Below are 21,472 nucleotides of genomic sequence, written 5' to 3' on the forward strand. Positions count from 1 at the left end.
AAAATCATGATATATAATTTCTCCGTATTAAAATTGATAGAAACAAAGGGGCTTGGGGGCTGCCCCTTTTGTTTAAATTAGGTATTAATCATTATCAGCAGTGTCCCACCATAAACGGGTTTTAAGGGTATCACCTCCCATATTTTCTACCGCTGCTTCATAATTATCGCTATTAAGCGATTTTACACTATTAGGATATAAAAAACGAACTGGTACTTCACCATCGTTACGAGCAGCAGGCCCAGGTATCACTTCTGGCATACTGGTTCTTCTCCAATCAGACCAAGCTTCTAAACCTGTTTGAAACAAAGCAATCCACTTTTGCTCATAAATTTTAGCTAAATCATCTTGTGCATTACCTGTAAAAGCAACACCCGTTTGGTTTAGATAGATATTCATATCCATACTATCTAAAGCATTATAGATACCTGTCCATCCACCTACTTGTACACGGTCTTTATAATATTCTACTGATGCTATAATACCATTTTGATAATATGTTTCAGCCGAACCTACACTAATATATCCAACGGCTCTTGCTTCAGCTAAAAGAAAGGCTACTTCAGAATAGGTCATAAAAATAGATTGAGCAGCATCATAAGAAGATTCAGACGTACACTCACTACACGCATATAATACCCCTAGTTTAGAAATATAATTAGACCCTGACATACTTGGGTCTCCTGTAGGGCTATAAGACTCTGAAGCCTCATCTCCTAAACCATTAGGTACTCCCACATAATCATTTATATCACTAGAGAAAATTCCCTGACCAGAATCTGTAGTTGGTTGAAAAAATGCTGCTATTCTCCAATCATTTAATGCTTTTAAACGTGTTTCCATAGTAACACTTAAACGCCAAACATTAAAAGAACCTTCACGAGTATCATACCCTAAAGATGGGTTTTGTACCTCATGTTGTAATGCTGCATTATCATCGTTACTGTCAAAAATAGGATAAGTACTTGGGTTATTTACAATCTGTTGGATACCAGCCACAGCTGTTGCATTGTCTACATCTGCTAAACGCATTAATAAACGTAACCTTAAAGAGTTTGCAAATTTTTGCCATTTTAAAATATCACCCCCATATAAAATATCTCCTTCAATATTAGAAGGTGCAGCAGCCAATACGGTATTCGCTTCTTCTAAATCGGCCAAAATACCCTGATAAATTACTTGTTGCGATGAAAATTCAGGAAAAAAATCACCCGATTCTCTTCCCATAATAGCCTCTGTGTAAGGTAAATCTCCATAGGCATCTGTCATTACACTATACGTCCAGCTTTTTAAAATTAAAGCAATTCCATAGTATCCACTAAATCCTTGCGAATCTTTAGATGCATCAATCATGTTGTAAATATCTCTTAATGCATTATATCCTCTAGAATATGGCTGATCGTTAGGGTCCCAGTTATAAATATCATCATTGGTAGATTGTACCTTCGCAGCATGCTGCGTTACCACCAAACCTTCTTCAGCACCCAAAGCTGCAGTAGTGGTAGCAGAAGATCTAATAACTCCTGTTAACAATAAGTTTGGTGCTGCTTCTGTTGGGTTTTGTTTATTGGTATTTATATCCTCAAAATCGTTCGTACATCCTACCATTACAATGGCAGTAGCTAAGAAAAATAACTTTGAAATTGTATGTTTCATGTTTCAGTAATTTTTAGAAGTTAATATCTAAATTGAAGGTAAAAGAACGGGTACTTGGTATAGACATATACTCATATCCCGGAGTTAACCTACCACCATCAACCGTTAGTGTTTCAGGGTCAAAATGTGGGTTTTCTGTCCATAAGGCTAAATTTCTACCTGTAACAGATAAGCGAATACTTTCTGTGTATAAACTTTTACAAATTTTAGCTGGCAAAGAATACCCTACACTAACTTCTCTTAATTTTAAATACGTAGCATCATACTTAGAAGCTTCTACGTTATCACTTTTATAATAATCATGGAAATAACTTCTAGCACTTACCAAAGTAGTATTAGGCTCATAAACCCCTTCTGATACTTGTACAACACCTTCACCTACAATACCAGTTTCTCTACCTACTAAAGTTTCTTGTAACTGCCCAGCAAGGCTACCTACTACTTTTGTTCTAGAAACAATGGTACCTCCTTGGCGCCAATCAAATAAAAATCCTATGTCAAAGTTTTTAAATCTAAACTCATTGTTTAAACCTAACATAAAATCTGGTGCATAATCTCCTTGGTACTCAATATCATCGGTACGCATTGGTGCTCCACTAGCATCATAAATAATTTGACCATAGTAAGGGCTATTTTCATCTTCAACACGCTGAAAACCTCTACCATACATGGCACTTATAGAACCACCTTCACGTGCTTGTATATAAGCTTTGTTTTCATAAATAGTAAAGTCAATTCCGTCTAAGTCTCTTACTTCACTTTCATTGGTACTAAAGTTAGCAGTTACATTCCAGTTAAAGTTTTTGTTTCTTACTGGCGTACCTCCTAACATAAGCTCAACCCCTCTATTTTCTACTTCTCCTAAATTGATAAATCTGTTTGAATATCCACTAGCAATATCAGCAGGTACACTTAAAATTTGATTGGTAGTAATACTTTTATAAGCAGTTGCATCTAAACGTAATCTGTTATCAAAAAAGCGAAGATCTGCACCAAACTCATAAGAAGTGGTATTTTCGGGTTTTAAATTACCATTGGTAATAGTAGAAGATTCAGATAATATAGGACTTCCGTCATATGTACCTCCATTAGAAAAACTTGCTTGACCGTTGTTATAAGGGTCTGTATCATTACCCACAGCAGCAACGGCAGCTCTTAACTTAACAAAAGTGAATGCTTTTGGTAAGTTTACAAACTCGTTTACTAATACACTTAAGTTAGCAGAAGGATAAAAATAAGAGTTGTTATTTTCTGGTAAGGTACTAGACCAATCGTTTCTTGCAGATACTTCTAAGAAAATCTTTTCGTCATAAGAAAATCTACCAAAACCATACACACTGTTTACTCTTTTCTCATAATCAGACTCGGTAATTCTAACATTGGTACGAGCATTACTAAAAGAAAATACATCAGGATTAATAAGCTCATCTGCCATATCTCTTTGGTAAGTTCTTCTAGCATCTAAACGGTTAGCTCCTGCCGAGATATTTACTTTCCATTTATCATTAAATGTATTGTCATACGTTACTAATAAATCTGAGTTAATCTCTTCTGCAAAAATATTGTCTTCACGGTAGTAACCTCTTGGGAAACGTTGTGTACTAAAAGCACGTCTTTTAGTTCTAAAATCGCGGTAAAAATCTCTACCCGTTCTAAGCATTATATTAAAATGTTCACCAAGCTCATAATTTAAACTAACGTTGCCATATATACGGTCTCTGTCTTGGCTATTTGTATTTTCATAAACGTTAAAGAAAGGGTTATCATGGTAATTATAGTTGTAATTAAACTGTTGTACACCATCTAAACCTTCTTGCCAGTAATTTCTAAGACTATTGGTATTTACCTGACGGCCGTACCATACCCATAAATACATTACGTTTTCTGTACCATAACTTACCGATGGGCGGTTATCACTATCTTGTTTTAAATAGTTTACGTGCGCATTTAACGTTAACCCATCGTACAAGTTTAATTTAGACGAAATATTAAAATTGTTTCTTTTTAAGTCGGTATTTGGCACTACCCCTTCTTGGTTCATGTTTTGATAAGCAATTCGATAACTTCCAAAATCGCCACTTTTAGCTACAGACAAGCTATAATTGGTAACAATTCCGGTATCAAAAAAGTCATTTACATTATCAGGGTTAGAAGCCCATGCAGTTGGTATAATAGGAGAATTACTAACATCTACATCTCCACCACGAGTACCATCTTCTCTAGGCGAATCAAATTGGGCTATCATTAAACCATTATCTAAACGTGGACCCCAGCTTTCATCTAATCCGTCATTGATACCACTACCGGCACCATCAACAAACTGAAATTCTAGGTTGTTACCTTGACCATATTCATTTTGCCAATCTGGCATAGTTAAAAGTGTTTGAAAAGTAATACCTGTGTTTAAATTTACAGTTACTTTTCCTTTAGAACTTGCACCACTTTTGGTAGTAATAACAATGGCACCGTTAGCAGCTCTAGAACCATATAGTGCAGCAGCTGCAGGTCCTTTTAAAATGTTTACAGACTCAATATTTTCAGGATTTATTTCTCCTGCTCCATTACCATAATCAACATCCCTTGTACTATCTCCTCCAGGAGAATAAAAGTTGTTTCCTACCGGAGTACCGTCAATAATAAACAACGGAGAGTTTTTTCCAATATCTAACGAGTTTACCCCACGAATGGTAATAAGAGATGACCCACCAATACCCGATGGGCTGTTAGTTATATTTACCCCGGCTACTTTACCTGCCATACTGTTTACAAAATTTGGCTCTTTAGAGGCCGCTAATTTGTCGGCATCTAATTCTTGAGATGCGTATCCTAAGGCTTTCTTTTCTCTTTTAATACCTAGGGCAGTAACCACAACCTCATCTAAACTAGAGGCTTCTTCTTTCATAATTACTGCTACCTCTGTACCCGCAGTTACAGCTACTTCTTGTTTCACAAAACCTAAATAAGAAACTTCTAAAACAGGGTTTTCTCCAATTAATTCTAAGGTAAAGGCTCCGTCAAAATCTGTAGTTGTACCATTTGTAGTACCTTGTTCTAAAACATAGGCTCCTGGTAAAGGCATACCTATTTCATCTACAACTTTTCCTTGTACAGTTTGTTTTTGAACAGGAACTACTTTAGTATTATTAGCCCCCTCATCGTTATTAACTTCTTTAGTTAAATAAATACGGTTGCTTAAAATTTTAAATTCAGTATTCGTGTATTTAAATATGTCTGCCAATACACTAGAAATGGTTTCTTCGTTAGCATTTACAGAAATTACTCTGTTAAGGTCTACGTCTGTTACTTTATAAATAAAACGGAAATCTGTACTGTTTTCTATTTCATCTAAGAATCTGCTAACTTTTACTTTTTCTAAATTAACAGAAACTTTTGTGCGCTGCCCATAAACTTCTTTTGCTTGAAGTGAGAATAAGGTTAGAAACACAAAAAAGATACTTAGCTTCATTTTAAGGTCAAAATTCGGTAATAATAATGTGGACCGTCTTTTAGTATTAAGCGGTTTTTTCATACTTTTACGATGTTATTGAGATTAACTTTTTGTTGATCACCACATTTGAATCGGGGGATGTTGGCGCATTTTCCGATTTTTTTTGTCTTGTTATTGAGTTGTGGTGTGTGTTTTTGGTTGTTGCTGAATTAAGTTTTACATAGGCTACAATTTTAGGAAGCGTTAATTAATAGTTATTAGGTTATCTTTCATGGTATATTGTATATCATACATGGTTTTCAATTCACTCAATATCTCCTCTAGAGAAGCGTTTTTACCAAAGCTTGCATTAAATTTCACCTTAGAAATACCCTCATTAGTATTTGTAATTTGAACATCATACTTACGTTCTAATTTTTTAAGAATATTGCTGAAGCTCATATTTCTAAAAACCATTTCTCCATGCATCCAAGAGGTATATACAGAAGTTAACACTTCTGACTGCTCAAAACTTTGATCTGCTTTTGTAAAACTAGCTTTAAACCCTGGATGTAAAATTTCACTTTGGTCTTTATCAAAACTTTGGGCATCTGTATACAACCCTACCAAACCTTCTACCAGCACAACTTCACTAATTTCATCTTCAGGGTATGCACTTACATTAAAACTTGTACCTAGCACTCTTACATTTAAATTATTAGCATTTACAATAAAAGGATGTAAAGAATCTTTTGTTACCTCTAAGTAAGCCTCTCCTTTTACAGTTACCTCTCTGTTTTTTAGTCCGGAAAATTGAACAGGATAACGTAAAGAAGATCCCGCATTTAAATGCACCTTAGTACCGTCTGATAACTGAAGATTAAATATTTTACCGTAAGGTATTCTTAATGTGTTATAAGCTACTGCTTCTGATTTTACAGAACCATAAGTGTCTGTATAGGTAATAGAGTTTCCGGTTTGTGTTCCTAAAACTACTCCTTGACTACTTACAATACTATTAGTACCGTTTTCTTCTATTATTTGAATACTACCATCTTCCAGTTCAAGTGTAATAGCATTTGCAGGTATTTCATTTCCTAAAGTACTTCTCCAATACAAGCTACCCGATGCAATTAATAATAACACCGCCGCAGCTGCATACCATATTTTTTTAACTGAAACCTTTTTAGTTGCTATTACAGGTGTTTCATTAATTGTACTTTGTATACGGGCAAATAATCTAATTCTAGCCTCTTCCCTTTCAGTTAAATCCCATGCATATTCTAATCCACTTATTTGAATACTCTCACAATATTTAAAAAGCACTTTTTGTTCTTCCTCAGAACATTCTCCCTTCTCAAATTTGTCTAGTAATTCTATAAATTCTTTTTTCGTCATTATCTGGCCTTTTACTACTAAGACACATTCAAAAGAACTATTTCACACACAAATTTTACACTTAATGTTTTGATAACAATTAGGAGAGCTACAGGTAACTTAAAGCTACAAAAAGCAATAAAACAACAGGATAGAAAAAGTAGTACCCAGCTCGTTACGTAAATGTTTTAACGCTAAACTTATTTGATTTTCTACCGTACGCTGAGAAATATTGAAGTAAACAGCAATTTCTGAACTTGAATAATGTTGAAACTTATTCATATAGAAAATATCTCTACACCTTTGTGGCAATTTTTTAGCCGATGTATTAATAGCTTCAATCAATTCTTTATAATCGTGGTCTAGCTCAACCTCTGAAGAATGTTTGAGTTTTTCAATTATCTTTTCATCTAACTCGGTTAGTTTGGTAGCTCTTAATTTTAGAAGACTTCTGTTTCTAACAGCAGTAAACAAATAGCTTTTTAGGTTTGTAATTTCTAGGTTTTCTCTTTTTAACCAAATATTGGTGAAAACCTCATGTAGTACATCTTCTACTAACCAATTGTCTTTAAGAATATTTAAAGCATAGGCATATAATCCTTCCCAATACCTATAATAAACTTGATTAAATGCCAGTTGATTTCCTTGTTTTGTTAACTGGATTATGGAGGTGTCATCAAGTTCGTTAAGCGCCCTTTGGTGAGCCATATACCTACTAGATTTTGTGCAAATGTATCTACCTACCTTTGCTCAAAAGTCAACCAGAAGTTAAGTTATTATTATTTAGCAACGCCTATAAATACAAGTACTACACAAGTTGTAATACATACCTGTTATAAATACATAGGCAGCATATTTCGCCAATATTTTGCACTGTGTGCTCTCCCCTCCCATTCATGCAAGGCATGCCAAATTTCTTTATCCCATAATTTGGTACTAAAGACTTTGTTGTTGTTATAAAACGGATCTTCTTTACCTATAGCTATAATAATTTCTAAACGTTTAATGTTTCTTAGTTGTGCACCTCTTGGTATATTACTAATATAATGAGAAGGCATATGAAAGTAAATATCCTCATCATAAAATCCGCCCATTAAATTAGCAAAACCTTCTACTTCCATAGTAACATCAAACCTACCGCTAAGCGCTATTATTTTGGTAAACCACTGTGGATGTCGTAAAGCTATGTTCATGGCGTGGTAAGCTCCCATACTACAACCAACAGACATAAGGCAATTATTAGGGTTTAACTTATAACTAAATGGCATTACCTCATTTAGTATATAAGCTTCGTACTGCAAATGTCGTTGTATCCGTTCTTTTGGGTGTACATTCCCATTATAAAGACTTTCTGTATCTATACTATCTACAGTAAACACCTGTATCCACCCATTTTCTATCATAGGTGATATAGCCTCTATAATTCTCCAATTCTCATAATCATAAAATCTAGCGGTACGTGTAGGAAACATAAGTACCCTGGCCCCAGAAGTACCATAAACAAGTAGTTCCATTTCCTTTTTTAAATTAGGACTAAACCATTTATGATACATACGTTTCATTTGAGAACTTTACATTTTAGTTGAACTGTCTTTTGAACTAGCAACAAACTGCTGCAAAAACTGATCTCTCACAGCACGCTTCCAAAGTTGGTATCCGGCATCGGTAAGGTGCAAGCCGTCTTCTTCATAAAGTTCTCGGCTACTTTTATTAATCTCCAACATTTCGTCAAACACATTAATTAAAGTGCCGTTACTATATTTTTCGTCTAATAAGTTTTTAAAAATCTTATTAGTATAGTGTATGGAGTTTATCAAATGCTCTCTATTAAAGCTAGGCTTTATAGATATAATACCCACAGGTATATTTCCGCAAGACTCTTTAATATGTTCCATCATGTTTTGTAAAAACAGATACACCTCTTCCGGGTGTCTACCATCTCCCAAATCATTATCTCCAGAATACAACACAATGGCATCTGGTTTATATGCAGGTATTAGTTTATTAAAAAACCAACAACAAGCGGCCAATGTAGAGCCTCCAAAACCTTGATTTATAATTTCAAACTCCGGAAAATCTTCAGCTAAGGTTGACCAAAGTCTAATTGAAGAGCTTCCATAAAATAAAACTCTCATTTTTTCACCTTTGGGTAAAATTTCTTTCCGCGCTAATTGTTCCACTTCATCATGGTACCAAAACATATTACATCTGTATAAAAATTCACTCTCTAAAATACGAAAAAAACAGAACCACAGACCTTTACAAAGATTACATTACTATAATTTAATATGCTCGGCATTAATTTAACCTAAAAGAAAGTTATCTCTAATTCATGTTTTCGTGGCATTTACAAAATAACTTTAACACATTTACGTTGCTCATTTATGGCAAACCAGAAATGGTTTCGTTAAATTTACAGCCATTCAACCCCTTTTTGTTTAATGAATTTAAAAACCAAACTTTAGTTTATCATGAAAAACAGCTCCAGATTAGTATTTATTTTTCTACTTTTTGCAAGTATTACATTCACTTCTAACGCGCAAGATGAAGATGAAAAAGACTTGAATAACGGTACTCTGGAAGAACAATTTGATTATGTGTACGACAAATCAAATAAATACAACTACAACAATAAAACATATAAGGTTGTTAGGGCAGAATGGATTCAATCTTTAAAATCGCATAGTTTAGATTCTTTAGCAGAAGTACATAAAAGTTTAAGTGCTTCTGAAAATACCATAGCTACTCAAAAATCTGAGATTGAAAAACTACAAACTAATTTAAATAATACACAAGCTACATTAGATACTACCCGAGAAGAAAAAGATAGTATGGCATTACTTGGTTTGCAAATGAGTAAAACAGGCTATAATATGCTATTGTGGGGTATTATTGCTGCGTTAATGATTGCTCTTTTGATATTTATATACAAGTTTAAAAATAGCCATGTAGTAACTAAAGAAGCTCAAGAACGACTTGTAGAAGTACAAGAAGAATACGACAACCACCGAAGTGTTGCCTTAGAACGTGAACAAAAAGTACGCAGACAATTACAAGATGAGCTTAACAAGCGTAAGCACGGTAACCAATCTCACTAAAGTTCTTAAAACCTGTTAAACCTTATTTAAAAATTTAATAAGGTGGTTTAGCCTAACAGCCCTATTTTCATTAATTTGTTCATCATAATAAAAATGTATGATACTAGAAATTATTGATATTTTAGGAGTTGTGTCTTTTACCATTTCTGGTGTATTGGTAGCACTAAGAAAAAAATTAGATGCCTTTGGTGTACTTATAATTGGTTTTGTAACAGCTACTGGTGGTGGTACCCTTAGAGATTTATTACTTGGTGTGAGACCTATTTGGTGGTTAATAGATACTAGAGTAGTGTATACCATTATCATTACTGCGCTAGTTTCTATAGTGCTAAGAAAATATTTAAAGTCAGTTAGTAGGTCGCTTTTTCTTTTCGATACAATTGGTGTAGCCATGTATACTATAGCAGGTATAGAAAAAAGTCTAATTATTAATTTAGACCCTGTAATTTGTGTGGCTATTGGTATCATTACCGCTTGCTTTGGAGGAGTTATAAGAGATATTTTGTGCAGACGTATCCCTGTTATTTTTAAGAAAGAGATTTATGCCACTACTTGTATGCTGGGTGGTATTACCTTTTTTGCACTTCGACAAATACTACCTGGTAATTCGGTTATCATTAACATTACCTCCGTAATGGTTATTATCATCATAAGGATTTTAGCCGTAAAATATAAACTTCAATTACCCTCTTTATATAAAGAAAAAAGGAAGCCTTAATGCTTCCTTTTGTTTTATCTGACTATATAAGCTTACTAAGAAGCTATTACTCTATTAAAATTTAATCTGCCTGTTTCTGTAAAAAATCAGGAAATCCATTAGGTAACCACTTGATTGCTCTTGCTCTTGTAGCACGGTTTGGGTCACGTAATTCATCTCCTTGTATTTCTTTATAATCTCTAGCATGATAAATCATAATAGTTGTTTTACCATCTTCGGCAACCGTAAAGCTATTATGACCTGGCCCATATCTTTTTAAATCTTCATCAGAATAAAATACCGGTCCCGGAGCCTTATTCCAATTTGCTTCCTCTAACAAATCAGCTTTAGCGTCTACCCATAAAAGTCCCAAACAATAATTATCATTTGTAGCACTTGCTGAATACGATACAAATATCTTTCCATCTTTTTTAATTACAGCAGGTCCTTCATTTACATTATACTTTACACGTTCCCAGTCAAACTCAGGTCTGGTAATTACAATTTCGGGCCCGGTTAAAGTAGTAGCGTCTTTCATCTCAGACATCTTTAAAGCTGTACCAGACATTCCTTCTAAATTTTGAGCCCATATTAAATAACGTTTTCCGTTATGCTCAAAACTAGTAGCATCTAAAGAAAAAGAATCGTAGTCCGTTTTTATTTGTCCTTCTTCTTTCCAAGTTCCCTTCATAGGGTCTGCTGAAGTATTAGACAATGCCCACATTCTAATTTTCCAAATATCATCAGCCTCACCAGCAGCAAAATAGATGTACCACTTCCCCTCTATTCTATGTAATTCAGGAGCCCAGATGTGATAACTCATAATTCCCTTATCATGCTTTTCCCAAACTACCTTTTCTTTAGCTTCTTTTAATCCGTTAATGGTTTTAGCCTTTCTAACCACTATTTTATCATACTCAGGTACGGTAGCAATTAAGTAATAAAAACCATCCTCGGCTTTATAAACCCAAGGGTCTGCCCTCTTTTCAGCTATCGGGTTTTCAAATATTTCTGTTTGTGCGTACGAGCTTTGTAAAGCTGCTACGGCAAACATTACTAAAGCTAAAATTTTAAAATATTTCATAGGTTGTAAATTCAATGTCTCACAAATTTAAGTATTCTATTGGTTCAAAAAGTATTCCAAACAAAAAAAAGTGTATTTTTTACACTTAAATAAATAAAATCTATAAAGCATCCATTCTTATTTATTACGTACCTTTAAATAATTAATAAAATCTGGCTAGCCATGTTACAAAAACACTTGGAAACCTATTCTATTTTAACTGCTGAAGATATAGCCTTGTGTTATGATTTAGCCGAACGCAGAACTTTAAAAAAAGGAGATTATTTAGTACAAGAAGGATATGTTTGTAATGAGATTGCCTTTGTTGAAGAAGGTGTTTTACGCTCATTTTACTACTCTTCATCTTCTGAAGAGGTTACGTATTGTTTCCCTATTACTAATAATTTCGTGACTGCTTATTCCTCTTTTTTAAAGCAAACACCTTCCCTAGAAAATATACAAGCATTGACCAAATGCGAATTATTGGTACTCTCCAGAGCCGATATTCAGACCTTAGAAAATAGCAGTATTAATTGGTTGAAATTTTTAAAATTAAAAGGTGATGAAGAATTTATAGCTATGGAAAAACGTGTTTTCTTATTACAAAAAGAGAATGCAGAAAAACGTTATGAAGAGCTTCTGAACAAAACACCAGAACTACTAAATTTAGTACCGTTAAAATATCTTTCCTCCTATTTAGGAATTACAGAACGCCATTTAAGTAGGGTTAGAAAAGGGTTGCTTAAATAGACATATGTCCTTTTTATTTTTTTCATGTTGCTTTTGCTTTGTTGTAAAAGAAATCATCATGAAAAACATTCTAATTATTAATGGCCACCCCGATGTAGAAAGTTACAATTATGCCTTGGCTAATGCGTATAGTACTGGTGCAAAAACTAGCAGTGCATCCGTAAATCAAATTAATATTGCGCAGCTATCATTTAACCCCAACCTTGCTCATGGTTATAGACAAAGAACCGAACTAGAACCCGATTTACAAGATGCTATTGAAAAAATAAAAAAAGCAGATCATCTGGTTTGGGTGTTCCCTATGTGGTGGTACAGTGTACCTGCCATTATGAAAGGTTTTATAGATAGAACCTTTTTGCCTGGCATTACCTACCAACCTATAGCAGGCAAACCATTCCCTAAAAAATTGTTGAAAGGTAAAACAGCACGACTAATTATTACCGCCGACTCACCTAAGTGGTATAACACCTTATATATGAAAAACCCGGTATTGAACCAGTTTAAAAAAGGTACGTTACAATTTTGTGGAGTTGGCAAGGTTAAAGTAACGCATATTGCTATCATTAAAAATTCTACTGAAGTCTTTAGAAAAAATTGGCTTTCTAAAATTGAGACCTTAGGAAAACAGTTGAAATGATTTTGAATCATTTCAACTGTTACTAAATAATATTTTATAGCTAATTAGTGAATATACACACAGACTTTATTCCATTTTTTTTATGATTGCTGCAAAACCACCTCCACTAGCCATAGCAATATGTAATACATCTTTTTGACTAATGGTTTGCTCTGTAAGTTTTACATGCGTAGGATTTTCATTTGCATCTTCTGCATCTGAATATAAAGTTAGTGTATAGCTTCCTTCATCTAAAAATGAAAATTTTACATCTACTTCTCTAGCAGTAGCATCTGTCATTCCACCAACGAACCAAGTATCTCCAGATTGCCTTGCTACAGTTATATAATCTCCCACTACCCCATTTAGCACTTTGGTAGCATCCCAAGTGGTAGGTACTTCCTTTAAAAAGTCTGCTCCTAATCCATTTTTGTAATGATCTGGTGCATCACAAAATACCGTAAAAGCACTTTCATATACCACTGGCATTGCCAATTGCTGACATCTGGTAGACATAACCATAGGTGTTGCCTCTTCCGCTTTATCCTCAGTTACAAATTGGTCAGGACGTACATTTACAAAACTCCCAGGTGTATAATCCATTTCTCCCAAAGCACCTCTTGTAAACGCAAGTGTTACATTATGTTCTGGAGTTACATAATCACTCCATTTATTATATTCATTCCCCATAACACCCTCACGTGTCATTAAATTAGGATATGTTCTACTAATACCAGTAGGTTTATAAGCACCATGTAAATCTACCACCAAATGGTGTTTTGCTGCTGTTTTTACGGCAGTATGATAAAAATTCACCATTTCTTGGTCTTGTCTGTCCATAAAATCTACCTTAATCCCTGCTATACCCCATTGTTCATATTGAGCTAAAGCTTCCTCCATCTGCTTATTCAAGTGTTCCCAGTGTAACCATAAAATAAGTTTTACATTTCGCTCTTTAGCATACGCAACCAACGCAGGAATATCAACCGCATCAATACTAGTAGTTATATCTACATCTGGATTTGCTTTATTATCATCTGTAAATGGTTCGCCATACCATTGCCAATCTACTATTTGATATTCCCATCCCATTTCGGCTGCCAAGTCTATATAATACTCATACGTTTTTTGATTAGCGCCTAGTTCAAAATCTATATTCTTAGCATATTTATTGCTCCACCACCAGTCCCAAGCAGCTCTACCCGGTTTTATCCATGAGGTATCTTCAAAAGCTACGGGTTCATTCAAATTAGCAATTAAATCAGATGCTATAAAAGCACCAGGACTATCTGCTAACATCAGTACTCTCCATGGCGAAACCGCTGGCGTCTCTCTTTGAACGGCTACCAACGTATCCTGAGGGTTTGGTGTAAGTTTAGTAACCAGTGTATTGGATACACTATCAGTTTTAAGAAATGCACCTGACCAATCGGTTAAATTTGCCTCGGTAATAAAAGCATAAGCACTATCATGCACTTTCAATAAAGCAGGCATTCCTATAAGTTCTTTGCTACTAATATCAGATAAATGTCCATTTTTAAACTCTTGTTCTTGAGAAGATTTATAGGTTTTATAATTAGCACGCCAAATCACATAATCATCGGTAAAAACAAATTTCGTTTGTTCATTACTTAATGTAATGCTTTTTTCAGTTTGTTCAGGAAAGCCATATCTAAAAGCAATTCCGTCATCATATACTCGGCAATAAACATCTACTAATAATTCTGATTCTTTATCTTTTAAATGAAGTAGTAATTGATTGTAGGTATTCTGCACTTGTTTACTTCTTCCCCATACTCGCTCCCACGATGAATTTACAGAAGTAGACTCTGTACCCAACATTTCAAAATTATTGAACACCTCATCCTTCTCTAACGATAACGTTATAGAAGAAGGTTTTAGAATAGTATCGTTTTTAAAAGCAACTTCATACTCAAGTCCTTTATCAATACTAAAATTAACTGCAATATTAGTATCAGGAGATTGTAAACTGGTTTGATTAGATTTTGTGCAAGATGAAATAGCTAGCGCGGCTAAAATAAATGCAACTCTGAGCCCATTTTTGTAAAGCATCATAAGCCTTTTTTAAAGTTAATTTAATGAACCTCTAATTTCGCTTATTTTAACTAAAATACCTATACAAAATAAAGCTATCTCTTGTACTTTTTAATATAAATACATCATAGATACCTTATGTATTTACATCAGCATTCCATAATTCAGCTAAAAATTTTTTCGATTTTATAGTTTCGTACTTAAAAAAAGCTATAGGTAATAGCAAACTAACAATAAACATTATAGCAGGTATAAATATAGCACCATTATCTAAAGCAACACCGTTCAAAATATCTACTAATCTTCCTGAAAATATAACTGCTACAGTAATTAGCCATAGGGTCATAAAAATCAGTACTACTGGATGTAACTTCATGGTTACTGTAACCTTAGAACCATTTATTTTTCCATCTACCACACCACTAATTCGAGGTAGGAAAGAATTTTTATAGTGTATAACTCTTCTTATTTTAAAACACCTGCCATCAATACTTCCAATATATGCTGCTTTGTTATGACGCTCAAACAATTGAAAAAAATTAATTTCATCCTGATACCTAGTGACATCGGATAACTTTTCTAATACCTCAGAGCTGTTTAATTTGGTTACATATATTATTTTCTCATAGGGTAAAATCCCTCCAAAATTGGTTAAAAATGAAGTTTCAGATTTCTCAATCATAATTACGATTCTGTAGTTTTCACAACAGTAGTTTTTGAGAACTTATCGTGCCACCCCTCTTCTGTAAAAAACGAAAGCGCATCAAAAGGAATCCATCTACAAAAAGTTCTAAGCACTATAGATTTTACTCTATTGTTTTCATAGGCAACATAAGAGTTGTTATGTAGCTTTCCTAAAGTTTGACCAAAAGACAATTCTAAAACTAAGTAGTAAATAAATCTGTATAACAGCATGAACCAGATAAAATTATCATTATAAACTAAAACGCTTTTTAGTACATTATCAAAATCTTTAAGTATTGATATGTGAGAAATAACTAAACATGTAACAAACATATTATCTAGAAATAGATTAATAAACCTTGCCATTTTAGAGACTTCTTTGACATCTTTTTGTGCTGCATGCTTACGCTCATAGGTAAAATACACAATACCCAAAACACAAATAGCAGTACTATACACGTGCGATATCCAAAAGATCCATGCTCCTTCAGACGGAACATTAAAAAAGCCTATTCGGTCATCGGTAATTAGTAAACTCATGAAAAACCAACTTAATTTGAGTATTAAAATACTATAAATTGGGACTTTAAAAATAGGCATTACAGTGAACTCTTTCTTTATAAGTATTTGTACTAGACCAATAAGAATACAAAGACCAAGAAAGTTATCAAAAAGCCAAAAAATTGCATTTACAGCACTAAATATATCGAAAAAGCTAAAATCGCCTAAAATTAATTGAGGGATATAGCCTAGTCCTGCAGCATAATAATAAATGGTAGTAGCTAAACTTATTATTAAACAAATGACTAAAGTTTTCTTTACAATTTCCATAAATAGTTAGGTTAGGTTGTTTACGCCTGCAATGTAAGAATTTATCTAAAAAATCTATTCTTTTTCTTCAGGGATATCATTGTATATCCATCCCTCAATATCATTTTTCATATCTTTAATGTGATACCAAATTCTTGTGCTATCTAGATTGTAAACAGATTCTCCGAAATATTGAACAGTATCATTTTCACTTATAAAACCCTGTAAATTCTTCTTGTCAGAGCTTTCATACATACTTGCTTCTTTTAAAATTACGCCAATGCTTTTATCTTCTATAATCTCAACATGAGTGTCAGCATCTTCATCCCATAAAGAGCTAACATCTACATATTTAAAAAACAAAAACCACATTAAAAACATAGTTATTGCAATAAAAAGTGCAATACACCCTTTAAACATAAAAACAGTACGCTCAAAAATGGTAGACTTTGCATATACATTCATCTCATTACGTACCCTACCATAACGATCATAAGAAACATATCTATCGTAGTCTCCAGAAAAAGATGGTACTTCTTGTGTAACTTTATAAATAGGTTCTACACTAGTATAATAATATTGGGTTTTGGTTCTAGAAAAGTTTCGGAAACCTACCAATAACCAATATAATGCACCAATAAATGGAATTACGCATGCCCCTAGAAAAGCAAGAAATGCCATAAAAATACCGCCCTCTATATATACAGCTTTATACCCTTTTTCAATCAGTTCCTCTCTATTTTTTAAAATAGGCTTAGGTCTTCTATTTTCTAAATGTACCGCGTTTTCTGTTCGGTCATCTATGAAAGATGCATCATCAAACTCTTCTTTAAACATCTTTAGTGGTTTAGTTGGTTTTGGTTGTTCATGGTTATCATTAAGTATTTATCTGCCTTGCAAATCGTGAAGCATCTAAACTCAATTATCGAGTAAATATAATATAAAAGGCTAATTGTAAGATAAATTAGCTATTAAATTGTGTACTATATAAAAGTTTATCTTTATTCTGTAATTGTGATACCAGTAACCTGTAACCTTATCATAAAGACTCTTAAAAACAAGTCATCAAAGCATTTCATCTCGATTATAGTAATGCTTTAGCATAAGGCTCTACCTTAACCGATACCCGGGAATTACGCTTTAATGTAAATATTGGATATTATTTTTAAAAAGATTCTTTTATTTACTCTCCACAATGCAGGTAGCTTTCTAGGGCTTTTTGCCAAGAGGCCTCACTATCCAAATCAGCTACTAAACCATCGTCATCAGTTCCGGTATTTATAAAAGCCTTCATACCGTGCTGAATCATATACTTTGGATAATAGTCTGGCATTCCTATTTTCTGAATAATTGCACAGTTTTTCACTAAATTTTCTGTACCCTGATTAAATTCTAGCTCAAAATTACTAATCAATTCCTTTTGAGCACGTTCTTCTAAATTCATTAATAAAGACTGATTTCTCACTTGTATAGCTTGGTGCGCACTTTTATCTGATACCCTATAGGTATCAAACCTACCAAATACACCTGCTATAGCAAATAATTTAGCTGCCTTGTTATAATCTTCTTTATCTAAACACGCCTTCATCCCCATTAAAATATCCATAGGCGTATGCTTATTGGTTACTTCAGAAAGCTCTACACATCCACATGGGTTTTCTGATTCTAAATTACCTTCAGTTTTATAATTTTTTTGCTCTTGTGCATATCCACAAAAACTGATGATAAGAACAAATAGACACACAAATTTTTTCATGATGTAAGTTTTAAATGACGAGTAAAAATGTTACTCTGTTAGCTTTTTGGCTTTATTCCAAAGGTTCTCACCTTCTTCTTTAAGTGATTCAGTTGCACTGTACGTACTCAAATCTTCTGTAAACTCCTTAAAATTTTCAATGGCTTCACTAATTTCTTCAGCGTTAGGTACCTCATTATCTTTTAGTACTTTTTCCCAATCTATCTTCGCTAGTTTCGCAAACATATACTTGGTGGCTATTTTACTCATAAAATACCTATCATACACTCTGTTAAGTACTTCATCTGACTTTCTGCTTTCTAAATACGCTATAGCCTCGTCAATACTTTCTTTCTCATCATTATCTAATAATGTACTCGTCTTTAATTTTCGCAACGATGCAATAGCCTTTTGGTGCTGCTCTCTTTTTAGATGCACATAAACCTCTATCATCCATACCACCTCACTTTCTACCCCCAGTGTATGTGAATCTTCTAAAAACACTTCAAAGTCTTGTAGGGCTCTTTCTTCATCTATAGCACGATCCATCATCAGTCTGTCAAACCCTCTAAATAAATGATTAATTGAATGAAACCCAACGTGAGCATCTGCATCTGATAATTTATACCAACCAAATAACGCTTTTGTAAACGGAAATCGTATATTTTTATGCGTATTTAACCAATTTATATTGTCAGATATTTCTTTTTCGGACAAATAAAACAACTGCTTTTCAAAAAACACAAGCCCTCTTAAATATTGCAATAATCCTTTTAATTCCCCATCTGGCAACTTCTCTGTTTGAGTTTCTGAACATTCATACAGCGCAATCTCCTTCCCTATATTTTTGCTTAAAAGCGTCACAACACTAAGGGCTGCATGTTCAGAAGTTTCTAATAGTACCTTTTCCTCTCCTACTAAGTACGGGTTAGGTTTAGTAATTGTTGAATCTTCTAAGACACGTACTGCCTCAAGTACTGTTGGGTATATATCTTCATCTGTTTTCTCTACAAACTCTTCAATCTTTTTATAATCTTTGTAAATGGTATAATACTCCATTAATGATAAATCTTCATCATCCTTTGTAATAACATCTGTAATATTTTGCATACTCTCTTGATAAGGTTTAAAACTTTCTATATCCTCATCTTTAGCTACAGAAGACCTTAGAGCTATTTTAGCAAACTTGTAAATATTTACCTTGTAGCTGTCTAACAATTCTGCCAATGCATCCTTATCCTCTTGTAATAAAACTTCGTCTGTTTTTTCGGGCTGAGTACAATTAACCAAAGTGAATGCTACACATACCACACAAATTTTTAGATACTGTTGAATATTGAAAAGTCTCATTGAATAACGTATATACTACTTTAAAAAATAAGTTAATTCTTGCTAAAATACATTATTTCCCATGGTTTTTGTAGTAAACCTTTCAGAATAAAAAGAGGCGATAATTAGGCAATTGGTAACTAGTAAATTAGCTTTTAATACTTAGAAGAATTTAACATTGGAAATATTAAGCTCTCTACCAATGAGATAAAAATAAAAAATACTATCTAATAAACACCTTTTCTGAAAAAGAATTACTACTAGTTGCTACATAAATGATATACATGCCTTTTGCCAAATGTGAAGTATTTATTTTAGTAATATTCCCGTTTAAAACAGCTACTTGTTTCCCTTGTACATCATACAAAGTAATACTACTTATTGGGGTACTACTGGTATTTTCTATAAGAAGTTCATCTTCCCGCGCGTGGTTTATGAAGCGTATTTCTGGTTGTGTTACTGCTACATCTGAAGTTGCCAACCCTTCTACATTGGTAGTCTTATAAATCATTCCGTTATCACCTAATACAAACCCAAGATTACCACTAAAAATAGCAATCTTTCTAATGGTATGGCTAAGGGTAACATCAGTTTCCCAAGCTTGAAAATCTTGTTGAGAATTTAAGGTGGTGCTAAAACTTCCTAGTAGCAAATTATCTGCTATAATTTCACAGTAATTAGCAAAGGCAGAACCATTAGCACCATCATACCCCATGTGGGTCCAACTAATTCCGTTATCGGTACTCACCTGTGTTGCCGCCGGATAGGTATAATGCACTACCAACGTTGTACCAAATGATTTTATTACTGCATTGGTTGACTGATTTTGACCAAACTCAGTTGGGTATCCGCTTAATTGCGTAAAGGTGGTGCCCCCGTCAGTAGATTTATATATGCTATCAAAGGCAGAATTTATGCATACAATTTCATTATTGTTGACCCCATAGGTACCTACACTTGCCATAAGAACTGCTAAGGTAGTTGGTGTCCATTTTTTTAAAGCATAGTTATCATTTGCATCCAGAAAATAAATAGCGTTGTTAGCATATTGTACGTTATACGGACTAAAACTTATAGTAGTTATCGACCAATTTACACCACTATCGGCCGAGTGTAAAAGTAGATCTCCCCCATTTAATTTTGCAAATGCGTACACTTCATTAGCAATACTATGAATGGCATAAATAGCTAGGTTAGCTTGTGAAAACACGGTAGTCCAGTTTTCGCCACCATCAGTAGTTTTTAGTATTACTCCATTCCCCTCAGGGGCATTGTACACATCTCCTCCTCCCGAGCAAAATCCAGTAGTAGCATTTATCATTACTATATCTTTTAAGCGTTGAGTAGTATTAGAGTTCACCTGATACCATGATTGTGCATAGCTACCAATGGCTAGCAAACAAAAGCAATAAAAGAATAAACGCTTTTTCATATACGCTATAATTGAGTTTAACGCTCGAATTGATTTAATTTAAAAATGCACTCCTAAGATTCAATGCTAAGTGAACCAACCGCAAAGCTAATCTTTAACTTTTTTGAAGCTAACAAAACTAAATTACATTTAAAATACACTGCATCATTATGGTTAACTAACCAATTGATTATCTCAAACTTACATAAAAAAAATGAAATAAAGAAGCAGGTAACAATCACTATAACAACATGCTAACTAAGACACAGCCTTAACTGCTGCAATAATAGTCTCAGATTGTAATTTAATTTGAGCTTGTAATTTTTCTGAGAGAATAGGTAAATTATCAAAATCAGGATGATTATCTATACCTATCACTACAATTGCATAAGGGTGCAACTGTAAATACGTTGAATTTAATTGACTATCTTTAAGCACATTCAAATAATGCTGGTGTACCTTTTTGGTATTACCTAACAACCAAACTTCAAAACGCATTTCTACGTGGTTTAGCACTATACCTAATTTTAGTTTTTTACTTTTTAAAAAATCATTCGAAAAATAAAAATAGGTATAATCTAAGTAACCATGTAAGATACCTGTAAAGCTATAAACATCAGTAAATTGATTGATACAGTCGGTTCGTAAATTCATAACAAATTTCACCAACTCATTATAGGCAATTAAAATATCACCTTTTTGCAGTTGTTCTTTATAAACAGCAACATACTGGTTTAAGTTTTTCATAAAATAAATCTAAACAA

19 protein-coding genes are annotated in these 21,472 nt (G+C 33.6%); 4 read left to right on the forward strand and 15 right to left on the reverse strand.

Going from position 1 to position 21,472, the window contains the following annotated elements; translation table 11 throughout:
* Positions 1–84: 84 nt before the first annotated feature.
* The 6 genes from Y10_RS13445 to Y10_RS13470 all read right to left on the reverse strand — a co-directional run bounded on the left by Y10_RS13445 (position 85) and on the right by Y10_RS13470 (position 8,661).
* Positions 85–1,656 (reverse strand): SusD/RagB family nutrient-binding outer membrane lipoprotein, encoded by a 1,572-nt coding sequence (locus Y10_RS13445; protein ID WP_281765925.1) that lies wholly within the window; start codon positions 1,654–1,656, stop codon positions 85–87.
* A gap of 13 nt (positions 1,657–1,669) precedes the next feature.
* A complete protein-coding gene (locus tag Y10_RS13450) occupies positions 1,670–5,185 on the reverse strand; it encodes a SusC/RagA family TonB-linked outer membrane protein (RefSeq protein WP_281765926.1) in 3,516 nt (1,171 codons plus the stop codon).
* A gap of 162 nt (positions 5,186–5,347) precedes the next feature.
* On the reverse strand, positions 5,348–6,481 hold the full coding sequence (locus tag Y10_RS13455) for a FecR family protein (protein ID WP_281765927.1): 1,134 nt from the start codon (positions 6,479–6,481) through the stop codon (positions 5,348–5,350).
* Between the two features lie 105 nt (positions 6,482–6,586).
* Positions 6,587–7,168 carry an RNA polymerase sigma-70 factor gene (locus Y10_RS13460; RefSeq protein WP_281765928.1) on the reverse strand — a complete coding sequence of 194 codons (582 nt, stop codon included), beginning with the start codon at positions 7,166–7,168 and terminating at the stop codon, positions 6,587–6,589.
* A 125-nt stretch (positions 7,169–7,293) separates the two neighbouring features.
* The gene (locus Y10_RS13465) at positions 7,294–8,022 is read right to left on the reverse strand and encodes an esterase family protein (RefSeq protein ID WP_281765929.1); all 729 of its coding nucleotides are present in this window, start codon (positions 8,020–8,022) and stop codon (positions 7,294–7,296) included.
* Positions 8,023–8,031: 9 nt separating this feature from the next.
* Entirely contained in the window at positions 8,032–8,661 is a 630-nt protein-coding gene (locus Y10_RS13470; protein WP_281765930.1) for a GDSL-type esterase/lipase family protein, read from the reverse strand.
* A 270-nt stretch (positions 8,662–8,931) separates the two neighbouring features.
* Here Y10_RS13470 and Y10_RS13475 point away from each other — a divergent pair, with 270 nt between their 5' ends.
* Together Y10_RS13475 and Y10_RS13480 are read left to right on the forward strand one after the other, a co-directional pair.
* Positions 8,932–9,558 (forward strand): tRNA (guanine-N1)-methyltransferase, encoded by a 627-nt coding sequence (locus Y10_RS13475; protein ID WP_281765931.1) that lies wholly within the window; start codon positions 8,932–8,934, stop codon positions 9,556–9,558.
* A 97-nt stretch (positions 9,559–9,655) separates the two neighbouring features.
* A complete protein-coding gene (locus Y10_RS13480) occupies positions 9,656–10,276 on the forward strand; it encodes a trimeric intracellular cation channel family protein (RefSeq protein WP_281765932.1) in 621 nt (206 codons plus the stop codon).
* Between the two features lie 61 nt (positions 10,277–10,337).
* Here Y10_RS13480 and Y10_RS13485 read toward each other — a convergent pair whose 3' ends face one another.
* Positions 10,338–11,339: a glycoside hydrolase family 43 protein gene (locus Y10_RS13485; RefSeq protein WP_281765933.1), complete on the reverse strand. Its 1,002-nt coding sequence runs from the start codon at positions 11,337–11,339 to the stop codon at positions 10,338–10,340.
* A gap of 162 nt (positions 11,340–11,501) precedes the next feature.
* Here Y10_RS13485 and Y10_RS13490 point away from each other — a divergent pair, with 162 nt between their 5' ends.
* Together Y10_RS13490 and Y10_RS13495 are read left to right on the forward strand one after the other, a co-directional pair.
* Positions 11,502–12,068, forward strand: a complete 567-nt coding sequence (locus Y10_RS13490) for a Crp/Fnr family transcriptional regulator (protein WP_281765934.1) — start codon at positions 11,502–11,504, stop codon at positions 12,066–12,068.
* A 58-nt stretch (positions 12,069–12,126) separates the two neighbouring features.
* On the forward strand, positions 12,127–12,705 hold the full coding sequence (locus tag Y10_RS13495; protein WP_281765935.1) for an NAD(P)H-dependent oxidoreductase: 579 nt from the start codon (positions 12,127–12,129) through the stop codon (positions 12,703–12,705).
* Positions 12,706–12,771: 66 nt separating this feature from the next.
* Here Y10_RS13495 and Y10_RS13500 read toward each other — a convergent pair whose 3' ends face one another.
* From Y10_RS13500 to Y10_RS13535, 8 genes are all read right to left on the reverse strand, one after another.
* The gene (locus Y10_RS13500; protein WP_281765936.1) at positions 12,772–14,760 is read right to left on the reverse strand and encodes a glycoside hydrolase family 97 protein; all 1,989 of its coding nucleotides are present in this window, start codon (positions 14,758–14,760) and stop codon (positions 12,772–12,774) included.
* A 115-nt stretch (positions 14,761–14,875) separates the two neighbouring features.
* Positions 14,876–15,421, reverse strand: a complete 546-nt coding sequence (locus tag Y10_RS13505) for a hypothetical protein (RefSeq protein WP_281765937.1) — start codon at positions 15,419–15,421, stop codon at positions 14,876–14,878.
* A gap of 2 nt (positions 15,422–15,423) precedes the next feature.
* The gene (locus tag Y10_RS13510) at positions 15,424–16,254 is read right to left on the reverse strand and encodes an RDD family protein (RefSeq protein WP_281765938.1); all 831 of its coding nucleotides are present in this window, start codon (positions 16,252–16,254) and stop codon (positions 15,424–15,426) included.
* A gap of 54 nt (positions 16,255–16,308) precedes the next feature.
* Positions 16,309–17,070, reverse strand: coding sequence for a hypothetical protein (locus Y10_RS13515; protein WP_281765939.1), 762 nt, complete (start codon positions 17,068–17,070; stop codon positions 16,309–16,311).
* 346 nt (positions 17,071–17,416) lie between these two features.
* Complete coding sequence (locus Y10_RS13520; RefSeq protein WP_281765940.1) at positions 17,417–17,989, reverse strand: hypothetical protein; 573 nt, start codon at positions 17,987–17,989, stop codon at positions 17,417–17,419.
* A 30-nt stretch (positions 17,990–18,019) separates the two neighbouring features.
* Positions 18,020–19,318 carry a short-chain dehydrogenase gene (locus tag Y10_RS13525; RefSeq protein ID WP_281765941.1) on the reverse strand — a complete coding sequence of 433 codons (1,299 nt, stop codon included), beginning with the start codon at positions 19,316–19,318 and terminating at the stop codon, positions 18,020–18,022.
* Positions 19,319–19,520: 202 nt separating this feature from the next.
* A complete protein-coding gene (locus tag Y10_RS13530; protein ID WP_281765942.1) occupies positions 19,521–20,729 on the reverse strand; it encodes a T9SS type A sorting domain-containing protein in 1,209 nt (402 codons plus the stop codon).
* Positions 20,730–20,966: 237 nt separating this feature from the next.
* A complete protein-coding gene (locus Y10_RS13535) occupies positions 20,967–21,455 on the reverse strand; it encodes a DUF7000 family protein (RefSeq protein ID WP_281765943.1) in 489 nt (162 codons plus the stop codon).
* Positions 21,456–21,472 lie beyond the last annotated feature (17 nt).

This window comes from Neptunitalea lumnitzerae (assembly GCF_027924185.1).
GTDB classification, from domain to species: Bacteria; Bacteroidota; Bacteroidia; order Flavobacteriales; family Flavobacteriaceae; genus Neptunitalea; species Neptunitalea lumnitzerae.

What these genes read in the sequence shown, in the direction of transcription:
- Y10_RS13485 (WP_281765933.1), bottom strand. Translation starts at nt 11,339, where the DNA reads ATGAAATATTTTAAAATTTTAGCTTTAGTAATGTTTGCCGTAGCAGCT.
- Y10_RS13490 (WP_281765934.1), top strand. Translation starts at nt 11,502, where the DNA reads ATGTTACAAAAACACTTGGAAACCTATTCTATTTTAACTGCTGAAGAT.
- Y10_RS13500 (WP_281765936.1), bottom strand. Translation starts at nt 14,760, where the DNA reads ATGATGCTTTACAAAAATGGGCTCAGAGTTGCATTTATTTTAGCCGCG.
- Y10_RS13450 (WP_281765926.1), bottom strand. Translation starts at nt 5,185, where the DNA reads ATGAAAAAACCGCTTAATACTAAAAGACGGTCCACATTATTATTACCG.
- Y10_RS13470 (WP_281765930.1), bottom strand. Translation starts at nt 8,661, where the DNA reads ATGTTTTGGTACCATGATGAAGTGGAACAATTAGCGCGGAAAGAAATT.
- Y10_RS13460 (WP_281765928.1), bottom strand. Translation starts at nt 7,168, where the DNA reads ATGGCTCACCAAAGGGCGCTTAACGAACTTGATGACACCTCCATAATC.
- Y10_RS13530 (WP_281765942.1), bottom strand. Translation starts at nt 20,729, where the DNA reads ATGAAAAAGCGTTTATTCTTTTATTGCTTTTGTTTGCTAGCCATTGGT.
- Y10_RS13455 (WP_281765927.1), bottom strand. Translation starts at nt 6,481, where the DNA reads ATGACGAAAAAAGAATTTATAGAATTACTAGACAAATTTGAGAAGGGA.
- Y10_RS13475 (WP_281765931.1), top strand. Translation starts at nt 8,932, where the DNA reads ATGAAAAACAGCTCCAGATTAGTATTTATTTTTCTACTTTTTGCAAGT.
- Y10_RS13525 (WP_281765941.1), bottom strand. Translation starts at nt 19,318, where the DNA reads ATGAGACTTTTCAATATTCAACAGTATCTAAAAATTTGTGTGGTATGT.
- Y10_RS13465 (WP_281765929.1), bottom strand. Translation starts at nt 8,022, where the DNA reads ATGAAACGTATGTATCATAAATGGTTTAGTCCTAATTTAAAAAAGGAA.
- Y10_RS13515 (WP_281765939.1), bottom strand. Translation starts at nt 17,070, where the DNA reads ATGTTTAAAGAAGAGTTTGATGATGCATCTTTCATAGATGACCGAACA.
- Y10_RS13535 (WP_281765943.1), bottom strand. Translation starts at nt 21,455, where the DNA reads ATGAAAAACTTAAACCAGTATGTTGCTGTTTATAAAGAACAACTGCAA.
- Y10_RS13480 (WP_281765932.1), top strand. Translation starts at nt 9,656, where the DNA reads ATGATACTAGAAATTATTGATATTTTAGGAGTTGTGTCTTTTACCATT.
- Y10_RS13445 (WP_281765925.1), bottom strand. Translation starts at nt 1,656, where the DNA reads ATGAAACATACAATTTCAAAGTTATTTTTCTTAGCTACTGCCATTGTA.
- Y10_RS13505 (WP_281765937.1), bottom strand. Translation starts at nt 15,421, where the DNA reads ATGATTGAGAAATCTGAAACTTCATTTTTAACCAATTTTGGAGGGATT.
- Y10_RS13510 (WP_281765938.1), bottom strand. Translation starts at nt 16,254, where the DNA reads ATGGAAATTGTAAAGAAAACTTTAGTCATTTGTTTAATAATAAGTTTA.
- Y10_RS13520 (WP_281765940.1), bottom strand. Translation starts at nt 17,989, where the DNA reads ATGAAAAAATTTGTGTGTCTATTTGTTCTTATCATCAGTTTTTGTGGA.
- Y10_RS13495 (WP_281765935.1), top strand. Translation starts at nt 12,127, where the DNA reads ATGAAAAACATTCTAATTATTAATGGCCACCCCGATGTAGAAAGTTAC.